Here is a 15,382-nt window from a genome sequence, read left to right on the forward strand (position 1 = left end):
GAATGGTTGTTTATAACAAATAACCTTATTTTAAAGCGAAATAAGAAAATCCATTTCACACAAACGTTTGTGTGCTCAAATCCTGTAAAAAAGCTGTGGCAATCTATTCAAAATCAGTTGCTTTCCCTGATCATCTTAAAAAACTCGTCGCGATAGGTTTCGCCAATAGGCAAAGCCTGGTCTTTGATAAAAACCGTATTGCCATCAATCATTTTAATATGGCTAGCGCCTACGATATAAGATTTATGGATGCGATAAAAAGACTGCTTGGGCAATATGTTTTCGAGTTCGCGCAGGGTTTGGTAGGTAATGAGGCGTTGCTCTCCGGTAAAAATAGAAACATAGTTTTTCAGCCCTTCAATGTAGAGGATATCGCTGTATTTGATCTTGATGAACTTGTTTTTGGTATCGCCTTTAATAAAGATGAAATCTGGAGTACTGGCCTGCGCAGGTACCTCTGCCTGAACGGGTGCCACAGCAGGCGGGCTCAGCAATTGCTGCACCTTTAAGGCTGCTTTGTAAAAACGCTCGTAAGAAACCGGTTTTAACAAATAGTCGACCACGTCGAGTTCAAAACCTTCTAAGGCATATTCTGGATAGGCAGTAGTCAAAATGACCTTGCACTTGCCTCCGCAGATCTTCAAAAACTGAATACCGGTGAGCTCGGGCATCTGGATATCCAAAAAAACAAGGTCAACCTTACCTTCCTGAACGAGGTTCAAGGCCTCAAAAGCATTGGTCGTTGTGCCCAAAAGCTCTAAAAAAGGCGTCTTCTTAATATAGGTAGCAATAATTTCTGAAGCATAGGCTTCGTCGTCAACAGCGAGGCAGCGGATCATGGCAATTGTCTTTTAGTTAATTTCTCTGCCCACAGCAGGAATGAAACCATTAAAATAGAGGTTCTTGTTAGGGTAATTTCCCAGCCTGACAATAATAACATTATTATCAGGATTTACATACACGATCTGGCCTAAAATTCCTTCGGCGCGATAATCGTTCGACTTGGTCTGGAAGTAATAGGTACCGTTTTTCATTTTCTTGATCGGCGCCTTTAAATTTAGCTTAGCCAACTTTTGACTGGCGCTGAGCGAATCCTTGAAATAGCTGATCTTGCTACAGGCCCACCATTGATTTTTGTAGCCTCTTTTACCCAGCGAATCCGGATTAACCGTACCATTTACCCAATGGCTCGAAACGATTTGCTTCCCTTCCCAGTTTCCTTTTTTGAGGTAGAGCCTGCCTAGTTTTGCAAAATCGGTAGCGGTGGCGTTGAGGCAGCAGAATGCTTTAATGGTTTTACGACCATCGAGGCTCCAAATGGCATCAGACTCTGCCCCCAAAGGCTGCCACAGGTATTTGGCCATTAAACTTTCTATCTTTTCGCCACTGACACGTGCCAACAAATTGGCCAGCAGCTGGGTATTGATGCTTTGGTATTCGAAAACTTGGCCGGGCTCCCGTTTCATTTTCAGATGAGCCACCTGATTTTTGAGCGAATTGCCATAGTAGAGCTTCGCGATGCTGCCAAAAGGGCTTGTACTGTCTTCGTCGAAATCGAAACCGCTTTGCATGTCTAATACGTGCTGAATGGTGAGTTTGCGGAAACGCGCATCGTTCTTTTCGAGTTCGGGCATGTATTTGATCACCAAATCATTGGTGGATGCGATAATTCCCTTGTCGATGGCCATGCCGATTAACGTACCGATATAAGATTTAGCAACCGAAAAGCTGGGATGCAAAGTACTATAGTTAACGTTTTCGGCAAAGTTTTCATAAATGATGCTGTCGTTTTTAATGACCAAAAAAGCGTTGGTATTGGTTTGCTGCAAGGCACTATCCAGGTACTTTTTCATTTTGGCGTATCGAGGCTGACCAACGGCAGGCACAAACCTGAACGGGCTTTGGTTGGCTTGCAACCTAGCATACTTAAATTTTGAACTGTCATTCAAATCGGGTTCGCGCCAGCGTGCGGCCCGCATGGGTGCACAGCCATACCAAAGACAGAGGACTAAACCAGCTAATCCAATCCATTTGGCCTGTTGATGAATAGGGAATTTCATTTGATCAGATTTATAAGTTAATAATCAGTGTACTTTTATAAGTATTGCCATTATTAGAAACCAAAAGTTCGTGTCGATTTGGGTAGATGAGGTCAAGCCTGCGGTACACGTTAACCAAGCCCACGCCGCTCGAGTGGTCTTTTTGGCTATGGTTAATCTTGTTGCTCACTTCAAAAACAAGCCTCCTGTTTGCCTGCACTTTCAAAACAATGCGCACCGGGTGCTTTTCATCGTTTACCACACCGTGCTTAAAGGCATTTTCTACAAAAGGGATGAGCACAAGCGAGGCGATTTGCTGTTCGTCGTCGAGCCCTTCAGTTTTAAAATCGACATAAAATCGAGGCTCAAAACGCATCTTGAACAAGGCGATATAACTTTCGAGGTACTCTACCTCTTTGCCCAGCTTTACCTTTCCATCGGCGCTATCGTTCAAGGTATAGCGCATCAGATCAGAAAGACGCAAGATGGCATCAGCCAACTTTTCTGAAACAGGAATGGCCAACGAGTACACATAATTGAGCGAATTATACAAGAAATGCGGATTGATCTGCGATTTCAGAAAGGCCAATTCGGCTTTAACCACTTCGTCTTTCAGCTTACGCTGGGCAAGCTGTCCCTTGTAATTTTCCTGTACCGAATAAATGCCGAGGGCAATAAAAACATAGGAAATGCTATAGTAGATATTATCAAGTATATAATAAGAAAAGGTAACGCCATCGGCGTAGTTATGGAAGCCGAAAAAATGCAGGTAGATGATTTCTTCTATCAGGTACCTGCCTCCTATAAATGCGCCCATCGACAACAAAATGCCACCAATGAGCTGCAGCGTTTTGCCCTGCTTTAAAAAACGGGGATAAACCCACAGAAAACAGATGTAAAATTCTACCAGCTGTAAAATCGTCATCGACACATCGAAGGCCGCATCGTAAAAGCTGTTGATTTTTAAAAGATAGGCTCCATAACGGTAAATCAATACCAATAACCAGCAACTGATGTGGATCAGGATCATTCGGGTTCTTTTCATGCAATAAAACTATAAAAAGCTTTGCCAACGCCATAGTTTCTTATGCCAATCTGGTTATAAATTATCCCAACACCCCGTTTTTAGGGACAAACCCTTCGAATGGCGAAAAATCGGATTGGGATAATATTTTGAGGGGTTCGTATCATTTAATTGAGCAAAAAGGCGGTTTGACCCACCTTTGAAGAACAAAAAAGAACACACCATTTTAACATCATGAATACATTTTTCAAATCAATCCTCGCATTATCCATGTTCTTCGCCTTTAATCAGGCCAAGGCACAAACCTTTAAAGTAAGCGGCACTGTATTAGACCAAAGCAAAAAGCAGGCTTTGGATTACGCTTCGGTTACGCTGATCCACCTGCCCGATTCGGTTGCCCTGCTTCAGGCCACCAACCAGCAAGGCCTGTATGAGTTTAAATCGGTAAAACCGGGAAGTTATGTGGTGAAAGCTTTGATGATGGGCTTTGACAAGGCTTCTTCGGCTGTTTTCGAAGTGAAAGATGCCGATGTCAAACTGCCTAACATCCTACTGGCCCACCGCACGCAAGATCTTAAAGAAGTTAACATTGTATCGAAAATGCCGGTTATCGACCAAAAAGCCGATCGAACCATTGTAAACGTTGAAAAGATGAATACTGCCGGCGATAATGCCCTCGAAGTATTGAGCCGTGCCCCAGGCATTAAACTCGACAAAGACGAAAACCTGATTTTAAAGGGCAAACAGAATGTAACCGTTATGATCGACGGCAAGCTAAGCTATATGAGCGGCAGCGAACTGAATACCTACCTCAAATCGTTGCCAGGCGAGGTCATCAGCAAAATAGAACTTATTTCTAACCCGCCAGCTTCTTTTGATGCGGCTGGTACCGGAGGTTTCATCAACATTAAACTGAAAAGAAACAGGATGCAGGGCATGAATGGAAGCTTGTCGTTAGGTGGCGGCTACGGCAAATACGAAAAAATAAACGGAGGCCTCAACCTCAATTACAACATTGGAAAAGTAAGCAGTTATGCCCGCTTCAACGCCGGTCGATACAATTCATTTAACCGCCTGACCCTTAACCGTACCATTGGCAACGAGCAATACAACCAGGTAAACTACTGGCACCCCATAACCGACAACAGAAACTATGCCGCCGGTGCCGATTACTTCATTAACGACAAGCATACGGTTGGCGTGATGTTTAAAGGCTTTAGCTCGCCCGATGAAACCGATGTAACCAGCAATTCGCCTAACTATAATGCCCAAGGCGTTAAATTAGGTTCGGTGGCCATGCACAGTCCGCAAAAGAACAAAACCGGCAACTATGCCCTCAATTTCAACTACCGTTTTAAAATAGACACTGCTGGGAAGGAATTGGGTTTTGATGCCGATTACGTGCATTACAATAGCAACCAGACCCAAAGCTTTGTAAACAGTTACTATAATGCCGCCGACCAGCTTATAGGCGCACCCATCAATTTGCGCAACGCCAGCGATGGGGATATCTCCATCTATGCCTTAAAAGTGGATTATGTACATCCGTTTAACAAAAACCTGAAAATGGAAGCTGGCTGGAAAAGCAGCTGGGTTGATGCCAGCAGCAATGTGCGTTTCGATTCGCTTAAAACAGCGGGATGGATCAACGACCCAAGACGCACCAATCTTTTCCAGTACAAGGAAAACATCAATGCAGCCTATGTTTCGCTCAACCAATCGTTCAGCAAGATAGACCTTAAGGTAGGCTTTAGGGTGGAACAGACTTTGGGCGATGGCGTTTCTACGGGCACTAATGTCCTCATCGACCGCAAATACTGGAAATTATTCCCCAATGTGGCAGCTTCGATCAAAACTACCGAAAACAACCAGTTGGTACTGTCTTATCGCAAAAGCATCAATCGCCCGTCGTACAACAGCCTCAACCCATTTACCTTTTATTCCGATCCTTATACCGCTTTACAGGGTAATCCATTGTTGCAGCCTTCTTATTCGAACAATTTCGAATTCAATTACAGCTTTAAAAACATGCGTCTGCTCACCGTGAGCTATGCCACTACCAAAGGTGCGGTTTCTGAAGTCATTTATCAGAACAGTACAACTAAGGAAAGTATTACCCGTGGCGAAAACCTGAACAACCAAAGCAGTTGGTACTTTGCCACCGGTTCGCCTTTCGATGTGGTAAAATGGTGGAACAACAATACCGAAATTTCGGCTTCGTTTGACAAAACGACCTCGCAGGTACAAGGTATGGGGTTTGATGCGGCTAAATGGAGCTGGGCGGTAAGCTCAGACAACAACTTTAGCCTACCCAAAGACTACGTGATCGGTATTTATGCCTATTACCAATCGCCATCGGTGTCTGGCCTTTTCCGCAACCTCGAAGCCTATGCAGTTAACGTGGGCGTAAAGAAAACCTTTTGGAGGAAAAACGCTACACTTTCGCTCAAGTTAAACGATGTTTTCGCTACCGGAAAATTCAGGGCTTTGCTACAGTACAACAATGTAAACACCTATTGGCAAAACGAATGGGAAAACCGTAAAATATCGTTGAATTTCAGCTACAAATTTGGCAACATGAAGATCAAAACCGCCCGTAGCCGCAGAACCGGAACCGGCGAAGAAGAAGGTCGCGTAGGTAACTAATCGATTATATATAGCTCCCTCAATCCTCTTTATTTAATCATAAAGGGGATTTTTTTGTTTTGTGCTTTTAGAAAACGATTAAAAATTTCTAATAGGTTAAAATTTGGTATAGATATTGAATTAGGCTACCCAGATCAATACCATCTATGTTACAAGAACAACTCCAATCGGCAAACTATAGCGAAGCCTTAGCGGCTTTGGCTAATGGCGAAAAACTGCCCAACACGCTCCAGGATTTTCAAAAGCAACAGCTTGTTGATCAGTTGCTGAGAGATAGGCAGTTCGACATTTTGCTTTGCCTGGTTAAAGACAATACCCTAGAAAAAGACATTTACGAGTACAGCAGCTTTAACCGGAGTATTTTTGAAAGTATGGTACGCTACCTGCCCGATGACGAAGCTTCGATAGCATTTTTGGAAGAGTTTTGTTCGCAACTCGATAACCTTAACGACGAGGTAGAAGCCAAAACCCTATTGGGCTATTTTTTCGAAAATATGGCTTCTGTGGCCAAGATCAAAGTGCTTTTGGCCGTTGGAGCCGATACCCATTTCAAGAATAACGCCGAAGAAAATTTCATCCATCAGGTTGTAAAAACGTACTCTACAAATCCAGCACTTTCTTTGGCCTATCTCGAGCTTTTAATTGCCGAAGGCCTCGACCTAAATGCACCAAACATTGTACAAAAAACACCGCTGATTGCAGCCATCGAGTTCAATAGACCGCAGTACATCGACTTGTTGCTAGAAAACGGTGCCGATGTAAACCAGCTCGACAAAGATGGCAACAACGCTTTTTATTATGCCGTAGCGCAACAGTTTAACCTCGAACTTTACCACAAGCTGCGCAACTATGGGACGCCACAATTCGACATCCTGAATAAAAACGGCGTATCGCTTTTGTTCGAGTACATCAGAATGCTTAATCATCCCTCCACAAAAGAGACTGAACTATTGGCTGAACTTATTGCCGATGGAGCAGACTTATACCAAAACAGTGTTTATTATGGTTCGGAAACCAGTCCGGCCGACCTGCTAGCCGAAAAAAGTACGGAACTGCTACAGACCGTACTCGATAGTGGCTCCCTGCAGGTAAACCGGCAAGACGAAAACGGAAATACTTTGCTGCACAAGGTTTGTGCCTTTAATGTCAATTACGAAACGGAAAAGGCAAAAGATACCTACAGAAAAGCCAAGCTATTGCTCGAACATGGCGCAGATGCAACTTTAACCAACAACAAAGACCAAACGGCGCTCATGCTGGCTACCGACGATAACCTTAAAATAAAGACTGTTGAGTTACTCATGAAGTTAACCATTTAATTTTTGACCCCATGTCAATGTCATTTATTCTCGCTTGTGAGGGAGGAAAAAGAAAAATAGCCGAGCTTTTATTGGCTAACAACGAAGTAGAGGTTGCCTATACCGACGAAAAAGGCAGAACCGCTTTGCATTACGCGGCGCATCATGGTTTTCTAGATCTTGTTAAAGCATTGATTGCCGCTGGTGCCGACCTCGATTATGAAGACCATGCCGGCGAAACGCCATTTTATTTTGCCTGTCTGCAAAAGCAAAAACAAACCGCCCTGCATTTATTGGCACAAGGTGCCAAAACCAATATTAAAGATTACAACGGCAATAGCTTATTGCATCTTACTGCCCAAACCGGACAAATAGAAATCTTCGAAAAGCTTTTAGAAGCTGGCTTAGACGGCGATGCCGAAAACAACGACGCCGAAACGCCTTTAATGATGGCCACCAATTGGCGCAACAAGCCAATTGTAGAACTGTTGCTAAACAAAGGCGCCAATGTAAACGCAACCAATCAACAGGGCAATTCGCCTTTGCTCTACGCAGTTAAAGCGAAAAATATGCCTCTGGTAGAGCTGTTGCTCAAAAACGGGGCTGATGTAAACCAAGTAAACCATGCCGGTGTATCGGCCTTGCTGATTGCCTGCTACGACATGAACCGCATGCTGACCAAACTGTTGGTAGACCATGGTGCCGACGTATTTACTTCGGCAAAAGATGGCCTCTCGCCTATTTGGTATGCCTGTGCCTATAACCAAAAAGATGTGGTAGAACTGTTTTTAAACCACGGCATAGACGTCAATTACGCCAAACCATTAACCGGTGCCGATAGTGGAATGGGCTCTTACCTCAATTGGGTAGAAACAGCCAATAACCTTTCGGCCTCCAATAATTTGGTGTTCGATTACAGCTATGGTGGCGAAAGGCTATTACACGTAGCTTCGAAAAACGGACACCTCAGTATGGTTAAACTATTGCTAGACCAACAGGCCGATATCAATGCGCAGGACGAAAGCGGCAACAGTGCCTTGCATTATGCGGCGGCGAACGGCAAAAAAGACATCGTAAAATACCTGCTCGAAAACAATGCCGATGCTTCGCTCGTTAACGTAAAAGAGCAAAAGGCCATTGATTATTCGAACATCAAAGGCCTGAACGAAATTACCGAATTGCTCATCAAATTCGGACCGGCAAACGCAAGCAGCAGTCTTAACAACAATTTTACACCGCCAACTCCACTTGCCGATCCGGTCAATATGGGCGTAAAGAAACAAGCCTTGCTCAATTTGAAGGAATTACTGGATGCAGGCATCTTGTCGCAGGCCGAGTTTGACGAAGAAAAAACCAAGATCTTAAAAAGCAGCTAGACCAAGAACCGAACGGGCATTTATTTATTTTAACAATACCTGGGGCAATGGGGCCTTAACCCATGCCAAGCAATTGCAACAGCTAATCAATTCATGGATACCATGATCAAAATAAGCTATCTCTTAGCTGTTTTTGTTCGGTTCGTAACATTTCTTAGCATTCCGCATCTTATATTTACTAAAAACTAAACATCGAAAATGCTAAGCGTAAGAAATATTGTAAAACAATATGCCACGCACCGCGCCCTAGACCATGTGAGCCTCGAAATTGAACGAGGCAAAATATTTGGTCTGTTGGGACCCAATGGTGCAGGAAAAACATCACTCATCAGAATTATTACCCAAATAACCGCACCCGACAGTGGCGAAGTGCTTTTTAATGGCCAGCGTTTAAATGCCGACCATATTGCACAAATCGGCTACCTGCCCGAAGAACGCGGCCTCTACAAAAAAATGGAGATCGGCGAGCAGGTATTGTACCTATCCAAACTGAAGGGGCTGAGCACCGCCGAAGCCACCAAGCGCATCAAATTTTGGTTCGAAAAACTGGATATGGCCAGCTGGTGGAACAAAAAAGTGGAAGATTTGAGCAAGGGTATGCAGCAAAAGGTTCAGTTTGTGGCTACGGTACTGCACCAGCCCGAGCTGATTATCCTTGATGAGCCTTTCTCTGGTTTTGATCCGGTAAATGCCGATATCATCAAAAATGAAATCCTCGAGCTGAACAAGCAAGGCGCCACCTTCATCTTCTCCACGCACCGTATGGAAAGCGTAGAGGAGCTGTGCGACAATATTGCGCTGATCCATCGCTCGCAAAAAATACTTGATGGTGCAGTCGACGAAATCAAGAGCAGCTACCGCAACAATACCTATTGGGTAGAATACGAAGGCAATTACGATGCGTCGAATGCCAAAAACATATTCGAGGTATTGCAAACAGAAACCGTAAAAGACAAAACCCTGATCAAGGTACAGTTGCAAAAAGACAAGACCGCCAACGAGGTTTTGGCTACCCTGTTGCCTCATGTTGCCATTAGTCGCCTAGATGAGGTTATTCCAACCATGAATGATATTTTTATTGAAAAAGTGAAAGGAAAAGCACATGAATAAGGTTCTACTCATCATACGCAGAGAATATTTGTCGAGGGTAAAGAAAAAGTCGTTCATCCTCATGACCTTCCTCACCCCTCTACTTATCGCAGGCATTTATGGCCTCATCGGTTATTTTACCTATAAAGGCATTAGCGATACACACGATAAGGTTGCCGTAATTAGCCAAAACAAAACGCTGACCGAGAAACTGGCCGCCGACAAGAACATTACTTATGTGTACGAGAATAAGTCGCTGGAGCAGATGAAGAAATCGCTCAAAAACTCCGACTACGACTATATCCTCTACCTACCCGAATTTAACTTAAAGGAGCCAAAGGGTATCGAACTGTTTGGTGCCAAACAAGCGGGCCTATCGTTAAGCAACCGCATTTCGGGCGATATCGAAGAATTGATCCGCAACCAGAAACTAAAGGAATCAGGCATCGCGCAAAGCGATTTGGACCAGCTGAATACATCGGTTGATATTTCGACCAAGAAAATTGCCGAAACCGGCAAGGAAGAAGAATCAAGCGCCGGAGCAAGCACCGTTATTGCCTTTATTGCAGGTGTGTTGATGTTCATGTTCATTATGCTTTATGGCGTGCAGGTAATGCGTGGCGTTATTGAAGAAAAAACCAGCAGGATTATCGAAGTTATGATCTCGTCGGTTAAGCCCTTTCAGCTCATGATGGGCAAAATCATCGGCATTGCCTTGGTAGGGCTTACACAATTTGTTTTATGGATCGTGCTTACTTTTACCATCAGTACCATTGCCGTAAGCGTTTTTGTAAACAAGGAAGACGTTAAAAAAATAGCGGCTTCGGCACAAACCAACAGCCAGATTTCTACTGGTACGCAAGCTGCCAGCATGGCCGCCGCACAAGGTCCAATGACCGATGTACAGAAAAGCCTGGCAGGACTTGATTTCGGAAAAATCGTATCGGTATTCATCTTCTTCTTTTTGGGAGGCTACCTGTTTTACAGTGCGCTCTATGCCGCCATTGGCTCGGCGGTTGATAGCGAAACTGAAACCCAGCAGTTTATGATGCCCGTCATGCTGCCCCTGCTCTTGGGCTATGCGCTTTCGCTAAGCGTAGTGACCAACGATCCCTACGGCAACGTGGCTTTTTGGCTCTCGATGATTCCGTTTACCTCGCCTATTGCTATGGTGGTGCGCATGCCTTATGGCGTATCGAACTGGGAGCTGATCCTATCGATGGTTATTTTGGTGATAGGATTTATAGGCACCGTTTGGATAGCCAGCCGGATTTACCGCGTGGGTATTTTAATGTATGGCAAAAAAACCACTTTCAAGGAAATGTTCAAGTGGTTTACTTATAGAAACTAAAAAATTCAAAGCTATCGCAGAGAGCGCCTCGTTTAAAGAACTTGGCGCTCTTTGTATTTAAATCGCAATTGCCAGTAGGTATTGTTAAATTAGCCCCATATTGTTGTGTAGATGAAAATAGCCGTTATCGATTTAGGTACGAATACCTTCCATTTGATTATTGCCGAGAAAAACGGCAGCCAAACGCCACAAGTCGTTTTCAAAACGAACAAACCCGTTAAATTGGGCGAAGACATTACCAAGGCCAATTTGATTATTCAGGCTGCTTTTGAAAGAGGCATTGCCTGTTTAAAAGAATTCAAGGCGATTGCCGATCGGTTTGGAGTAAGCCAAATCAAGGCCATGGCCACCTCTGGCGTTCGCAGCGCCCATAACGGAAGCGAGTTTGTAAAAGAGGCCAGAATCCAGGCGGGCATCAACATCGAAGTCATTGATGGCGAACAAGAAGCTACCTACATTTATGAAGGGGTCAAATGGAGCGGTGCCATTACGGGTAAATCCTTGATTATGGATATTGGCGGCGGCAGTACCGAATTTATCCTCTGCAGCGAAGAAAAGGTGATTTGGAAAAAGAGCTACAACATTGGCGCCGCCCGTTTGATGCAGCGTTTCTTTAAATCAGACCCCATTAACGAGCACGACAAGCAGGCTATTTTAACCCATTTAGCCGAAGAACTTGAGGCTTTGAAAGCCATCTGCAAAGAACACAAGCCCCAAACCCTGATTGGTTCGGCTGGTGCTTTCGAAACCTTTGCGGGTATGATCGATCCGATGCTCGACATCGACCATGTAGCAACTGCCAACATTTCTTTGGAAGCCTATCAAAAACTTTCGCACCAGCTTATTAAGGCCACGCACCAAGAAAGAGCCAATATGCCCAGATTAATCCCTTTGCGGGTAGATATGATTGTGATGGCCAGTATATTGACCAATTATGTGCTCAGCGAACTGGGTATTGCGCAAATGAAGCTTTCTACTTACGATTTAAAGATGGGAGTTTTAGCTTCTTTATCGAATCAATAACTTTAATAGGCTTGCGCTCCTTAATCGGCATTGCGATTTTGCCCATGATAAATGATGGCCTTGTAACAATAACTTCTACTTGTTTTTCTTTGGAATAATCGATGTTAAATTGGGCTATTTCTATTTGGTCATCGCCAATTAACATTCGCTTATTTTTGACATCAAAGCCATGATCAAATTTGATTTCATATCTCCCATCCTTATCGGTTTTAGCCACATATTTAGTTTGAATAACGGCAACTTTGATACCAGCCAAAGGCTTTTTGTCTTCATCAAATACATAACCATAAATACGCTTGATTTGAAGGGGTTTTGGATCGCCTCCCTTGGCTTTTACGTGGCTTTCGATGGCTGGAACTGTTTTGGCAACGGCAGCACTTGCGTTCTGTACAAAAATACTTGCACCAATGGCCAATACCCCTAAATATTTCATCCAATTGCTTTGGGCCGGCACCAATACCAAATGATAGTTCAACTGATCGAGCTGTTGCCTGGTTAAACGGCCACATACTTCTTGAGTTGCATTGGATAAAACCTGAATGATTTCGGCATTGCTATAGGCAGAAAAATCGACCACGCATTTTTGGCAGCTCGAACAGAAGCGCTCGCTATCGCGTTTTTCCATCAATTCCCAGTTTTGGGCACAAGGCTCGTCTATGTTGATTTTAACAACAGCAGCTTTCATAGGCATCATTTTGAATACATGATGAATACAAAGTTCAGATTCCACAAACGGGGAATAAATTGTTGAATTGTTATTATTGCTGGATTGTTATTATTGTAAAATCGCAAAAAAGTCCATTCCAACAAGACTCTGGCTTTTTTAGTACTACACCTGACTATGGACTATGGACTATGAACTATGGACTATCGACTATGAACTACAGACTAAACCCCAAGCCTAACCAGCTCCTGGTATAACTTCTCGGTAGGCAGTCCCATTACATTGGTGTATGATCCCTCAATTCGTTGTACCACAGCTACGCCATACCAATCTTGTATGCCATAGCTACCGGCTTTGTCAAAGGGCTTAAAATTGTCGATGTAGAAATCGATTTCGGCTGGTGTAGTTTCCCTACAGTGAACCTCGGTAAGGTCGTAAAAAGATTGCAGGCCCTTTTCGCTAATGATGCTGACGCCGGTATACACTTCATGCTTTGATCCAGACAGCTCTTGCAACATTTCCTGTGCCTGAGCACGATCTTTAGGCTTTCCTAAAATCTCGCCGTTAATAGCTACAATCGTATCGGCGGTTACCACGATTTGGCCGGGCACCGCACCAAAGGCATTGGCTTTTTGGGTAGCGATGTAAACAGCAATTTCAGCCGGGCTCAAACCCTCGGGGTAGCTTTCGTCAACCTCTTTAAGTTCTACGGTAAAATCGAGGCCCATCAAGTGCATCAGTTCTTGTCGGCGAGGCGATTTGGAAGCCAAAATGATTTTTTGCTGCTGTTTGTACATCTGCTCTAAGTTTGCGCTAAAATAGCAAAATACAAGGCCATTAAACAACAAAAGCGGCCGATAAGCCGCTTTTGTTGTTGTAAATACTGTGGTTCAATTATTTACCGCCACCGCCTTGTTGTCTTTCTTTCATCATTTTCTCTCTGGCCGCTTTAACTTCGTCTTGCCAAGCTTTGTAAGCTTTTTTCTGATCTTCGGTTAAGAATGCATTGATTTTGGTATCGGTTTCAGCAGTCATTTTTTGCATTTTTTCCATCATGGCTTGTCTGTCGCCACCGCCACCTTGCATTTCTTCGCGCATTTTTTTCTGAGCTTCTGCCGCTTCGGTATAAACAGCTGTAGCTTTTGTTTTTTGGTCGTCGGTTAATTTAACTTTCTCGTCCAATTGCTTTACTCTGTCTTCTGGAGTAGCCATCATACGTCTTTGACCACCTTGGCCACCGCCTTGTTGCGCTTGAGCAAAAGTTACTACACTGAATAATAACCCGCAAATCATTACTAATTTTTTCATGTTTTTGTTTTTGTTTTAATTGTTTTGGAGCTATTGATCAGCCCTTATGTTGTTTATGTTTTCTTAGAACATAAATCTATTACAAAGTTTAATCGCAACGGAGTAACTTAATTGTTGCAAATTCAACTCCTTAAAACACAAAGAAATAAAATTTTATTTGCTCGAATCGGCAGCCGAAGGTTTTATACCGTGCCAATTGTGCTGCACCTTGAGCACTTTTTCAATAACATCTCTTACGGCGGCTTCGCCTCCTTTTTTGGGAGAGATGTAATGTGAGATTTGTTTGATTTCGTCTACGGCATCAATCGGGCAGGTAGCGATGCCCACCAGTTGCATCACTTCATGATCGGGCATATCGTCGCCCATGTAGAGTACCTGTTCGGGCTTGATGTGGTGCTGCTTTAAATAGTTCTCGAATACTTCTACCTTGTCGCCCACCCCTAAAAACACATCGGCTACGCCCAAGCCTTCAAAACGCTTGTGCATTGCCACGCCTTTACCACCAGAAATGATACAGATCTTGTAGCCTTTTTTGGCGGCCAACTGCAGGGCATAACCATCCTTGATGTTAAAAGAACGCAAAAGCTCACCCGATTCGGTAGCGATGACGGTTCCGTTGGTCAACACGCCATCGACATCAAAAACAAAGGTGGTGATATTTTTAAGATTGGCTAAAAACATTGGTCAGACTGGAAAAGGGTTGAACGCTTATTAATGAGGTGGTTTATTGGCTGATGTTAGATTGTTCGATTGCTAAATTGTTAAATTGCTAAATTGCTAAACTGCTAAATTGTATAACTGTTAGCAGCGTTAACTGAAAACTGTCGACTGAAAATTGCCAACTGGAAACTGCCAACTGAAAACCGCTTACTGGTTATCTCTCCACTCGTAAACCCAGGCCGACTGGATCTGCTCCAAATGGCCCTCGTTGCATTCTTCGCGCGTTCCTTTAAAGTTGGGCAATTCCAATACCCATTCAATCAGTTCGGTAAAACGGATACGGTAAATCCTGGCTTCGCCAAATTCATCGCCAAATTTCTCATAAAGCTCTTGGGCTATATCTTCGTGGTCTTTCCAGTATATTGGCAATGCAAACTTATCGCTGTTCATAGTTATGTTGTAAAGTTTTAATGTTGTAAGGTTTAAATGTTAACCTATTGGTTCATTGGTCATTTGGACCATGGACTATTGACTATCGACTACCCTAGTGTCCCAAAAATCCCGACTGATCAGGTATGGTAATTTCCAGATCGCCGTCAATCACCACGCATTGGCAAGCCAACCTCGACGTAATTTTCGGTCTAACGGCCCTATCAATAAAGTCTTCTTCCTTGTCTGATATTTCCTGGATGTTATCCATGCCTTGATTTACGTAGATATGACAGGTGCTGCAACCACAAACACCGCCGCAGTTATGCTGCAGGTCTATTCCATTGTCGAGCACTACATCTAAAACGTCTTCTCCGGCTGCTATAGGCAATTCAACAGGTTCCTTGCCTTCTTCTTCAAAATTTATCTTTAATTTAAAAATACTCATAATTTAATTGCAAAAGTAAGGAGCTGA

At 43.6% G+C, this 15,382-nt stretch carries 15 protein-coding genes; 6 read left to right on the top strand and 9 right to left on the bottom strand.

Annotated elements, in window-relative coordinates:
• Nucleotides 1-113: 113 nt before the first annotated feature.
• The 3 genes from VRU48_RS07490 to VRU48_RS07500 are packed head-to-tail and all read right to left on the bottom strand — an operon-like array spanning nucleotide 114 to nucleotide 3,084.
• Nucleotides 114-839, bottom strand: coding sequence for a LytR/AlgR family response regulator transcription factor (locus tag VRU48_RS07490; RefSeq protein ID WP_330107300.1), 726 nt, complete (start codon nucleotides 837-839; stop codon nucleotides 114-116).
• A 12-nt stretch (nucleotides 840-851) separates the two neighbouring features.
• Nucleotides 852-2,060 carry a serine hydrolase domain-containing protein gene (locus tag VRU48_RS07495; protein ID WP_330107301.1) on the bottom strand — a complete coding sequence of 403 codons (1,209 nt, stop codon included), beginning with the start codon at nucleotides 2,058-2,060 and terminating at the stop codon, nucleotides 852-854.
• Between the two features lie 10 nt (nucleotides 2,061-2,070).
• The gene (locus tag VRU48_RS07500) at nucleotides 2,071-3,084 is read right to left on the bottom strand and encodes a sensor histidine kinase (RefSeq protein ID WP_330107302.1); all 1,014 of its coding nucleotides are present in this window, start codon (nucleotides 3,082-3,084) and stop codon (nucleotides 2,071-2,073) included.
• Between the two features lie 213 nt (nucleotides 3,085-3,297).
• Here VRU48_RS07500 and VRU48_RS07505 point away from each other — a divergent pair, with 213 nt between their 5' ends.
• The 6 genes from VRU48_RS07505 to VRU48_RS07530 all read left to right on the top strand — a co-directional run bounded on the left by VRU48_RS07505 (nucleotide 3,298) and on the right by VRU48_RS07530 (nucleotide 11,846).
• Entirely contained in the window at nucleotides 3,298-5,709 is a 2,412-nt protein-coding gene (locus tag VRU48_RS07505; protein ID WP_330107303.1) for an outer membrane beta-barrel family protein, read from the top strand.
• Between the two features lie 146 nt (nucleotides 5,710-5,855).
• Nucleotides 5,856-7,028 carry an ankyrin repeat domain-containing protein gene (locus VRU48_RS07510; protein ID WP_330107304.1) on the top strand — a complete coding sequence of 391 codons (1,173 nt, stop codon included), beginning with the start codon at nucleotides 5,856-5,858 and terminating at the stop codon, nucleotides 7,026-7,028.
• 17 nt (nucleotides 7,029-7,045) lie between these two features.
• Nucleotides 7,046-8,383, top strand: coding sequence for an ankyrin repeat domain-containing protein (locus tag VRU48_RS07515; RefSeq protein ID WP_330107305.1), 1,338 nt, complete (start codon nucleotides 7,046-7,048; stop codon nucleotides 8,381-8,383).
• 198 nt (nucleotides 8,384-8,581) lie between these two features.
• Nucleotides 8,582-9,493: an ABC transporter ATP-binding protein gene (locus VRU48_RS07520; RefSeq protein WP_330107306.1), complete on the top strand. Its 912-nt coding sequence runs from the start codon at nucleotides 8,582-8,584 to the stop codon at nucleotides 9,491-9,493.
• Nucleotides 9,486-10,823, top strand: coding sequence for an ABC transporter permease (locus VRU48_RS07525; RefSeq protein WP_330107307.1), 1,338 nt, complete (start codon nucleotides 9,486-9,488; stop codon nucleotides 10,821-10,823). Before VRU48_RS07520 ends, VRU48_RS07525 begins: the two co-directional genes overlap by 8 nt.
• Nucleotides 10,824-10,934: 111 nt before the next feature.
• Entirely contained in the window at nucleotides 10,935-11,846 is a 912-nt protein-coding gene (locus VRU48_RS07530) for a Ppx/GppA phosphatase family protein (RefSeq protein ID WP_330107308.1), read from the top strand.
• Here VRU48_RS07530 and VRU48_RS07535 read toward each other — a convergent pair.
• The 6 genes from VRU48_RS07535 to VRU48_RS07560 all read right to left on the bottom strand — a co-directional run bounded on the left by VRU48_RS07535 (nucleotide 11,797) and on the right by VRU48_RS07560 (nucleotide 15,355).
• A complete protein-coding gene (locus tag VRU48_RS07535) occupies nucleotides 11,797-12,531 on the bottom strand; it encodes a carboxypeptidase-like regulatory domain-containing protein (RefSeq protein ID WP_330107309.1) in 735 nt (244 codons plus the stop codon). The two genes, VRU48_RS07530 and VRU48_RS07535, sit on opposite strands and share 50 nt — an antisense overlap.
• A 203-nt stretch (nucleotides 12,532-12,734) precedes the next feature.
• Nucleotides 12,735-13,307: a Maf family protein gene (locus tag VRU48_RS07540; protein WP_330107310.1), complete on the bottom strand. Its 573-nt coding sequence runs from the start codon at nucleotides 13,305-13,307 to the stop codon at nucleotides 12,735-12,737.
• Nucleotides 13,308-13,404: 97 nt separating this feature from the next.
• Entirely contained in the window at nucleotides 13,405-13,818 is a 414-nt protein-coding gene (locus VRU48_RS07545) for a hypothetical protein (RefSeq protein ID WP_330107311.1), read from the bottom strand.
• A gap of 153 nt (nucleotides 13,819-13,971) precedes the next feature.
• The gene (locus VRU48_RS07550; RefSeq protein ID WP_330107312.1) at nucleotides 13,972-14,499 is read right to left on the bottom strand and encodes a KdsC family phosphatase; all 528 of its coding nucleotides are present in this window, start codon (nucleotides 14,497-14,499) and stop codon (nucleotides 13,972-13,974) included.
• Between the two features lie 186 nt (nucleotides 14,500-14,685).
• A complete protein-coding gene (iscX, locus tag VRU48_RS07555; RefSeq protein WP_199137370.1) occupies nucleotides 14,686-14,928 on the bottom strand; it encodes a Fe-S cluster assembly protein IscX in 243 nt (80 codons plus the stop codon).
• Between the two features lie 94 nt (nucleotides 14,929-15,022).
• Nucleotides 15,023-15,355 carry a 2Fe-2S iron-sulfur cluster-binding protein gene (locus tag VRU48_RS07560; RefSeq protein ID WP_330107313.1) on the bottom strand — a complete coding sequence of 111 codons (333 nt, stop codon included), beginning with the start codon at nucleotides 15,353-15,355 and terminating at the stop codon, nucleotides 15,023-15,025.
• Nucleotides 15,356-15,382 lie beyond the last annotated feature (27 nt).

Source organism: Pedobacter albus (assembly GCF_036324255.1).
In the GTDB taxonomy this organism is placed as follows: Bacteria; Bacteroidota; Bacteroidia; order Sphingobacteriales; family Sphingobacteriaceae; genus Pedobacter; species Pedobacter albus.

Excerpts from the sequence above, each read along its gene's own strand:
- VRU48_RS07505 (WP_330107303.1), top strand. The coding sequence starts at position 3,298 with ATGAATACATTTTTCAAATCAATCCTCGCATTATCCATGTTCTTCGCC.
- VRU48_RS07545 (WP_330107311.1), bottom strand. The coding sequence starts at position 13,818 with ATGAAAAAATTAGTAATGATTTGCGGGTTATTATTCAGTGTAGTAACT.
- VRU48_RS07500 (WP_330107302.1), bottom strand. The coding sequence starts at position 3,084 with ATGAAAAGAACCCGAATGATCCTGATCCACATCAGTTGCTGGTTATTG.
- VRU48_RS07520 (WP_330107306.1), top strand. The coding sequence starts at position 8,582 with ATGCTAAGCGTAAGAAATATTGTAAAACAATATGCCACGCACCGCGCC.
- VRU48_RS07560 (WP_330107313.1), bottom strand. The coding sequence starts at position 15,355 with ATGAGTATTTTTAAATTAAAGATAAATTTTGAAGAAGAAGGCAAGGAA.
- VRU48_RS07535 (WP_330107309.1), bottom strand. The coding sequence starts at position 12,531 with ATGAAAGCTGCTGTTGTTAAAATCAACATAGACGAGCCTTGTGCCCAA.
- VRU48_RS07490 (WP_330107300.1), bottom strand. The coding sequence starts at position 839 with ATGATCCGCTGCCTCGCTGTTGACGACGAAGCCTATGCTTCAGAAATT.
- VRU48_RS07540 (WP_330107310.1), bottom strand. The coding sequence starts at position 13,307 with ATGTACAAACAGCAGCAAAAAATCATTTTGGCTTCCAAATCGCCTCGC.
- iscX (WP_199137370.1), bottom strand. The coding sequence starts at position 14,928 with ATGAACAGCGATAAGTTTGCATTGCCAATATACTGGAAAGACCACGAA.
- VRU48_RS07515 (WP_330107305.1), top strand. The coding sequence starts at position 7,046 with ATGTCATTTATTCTCGCTTGTGAGGGAGGAAAAAGAAAAATAGCCGAG.
- VRU48_RS07525 (WP_330107307.1), top strand. The coding sequence starts at position 9,486 with ATGAATAAGGTTCTACTCATCATACGCAGAGAATATTTGTCGAGGGTA.
- VRU48_RS07510 (WP_330107304.1), top strand. The coding sequence starts at position 5,856 with ATGTTACAAGAACAACTCCAATCGGCAAACTATAGCGAAGCCTTAGCG.
- VRU48_RS07495 (WP_330107301.1), bottom strand. The coding sequence starts at position 2,060 with ATGAAATTCCCTATTCATCAACAGGCCAAATGGATTGGATTAGCTGGT.
- VRU48_RS07550 (WP_330107312.1), bottom strand. The coding sequence starts at position 14,499 with ATGTTTTTAGCCAATCTTAAAAATATCACCACCTTTGTTTTTGATGTC.
- VRU48_RS07530 (WP_330107308.1), top strand. The coding sequence starts at position 10,935 with ATGAAAATAGCCGTTATCGATTTAGGTACGAATACCTTCCATTTGATT.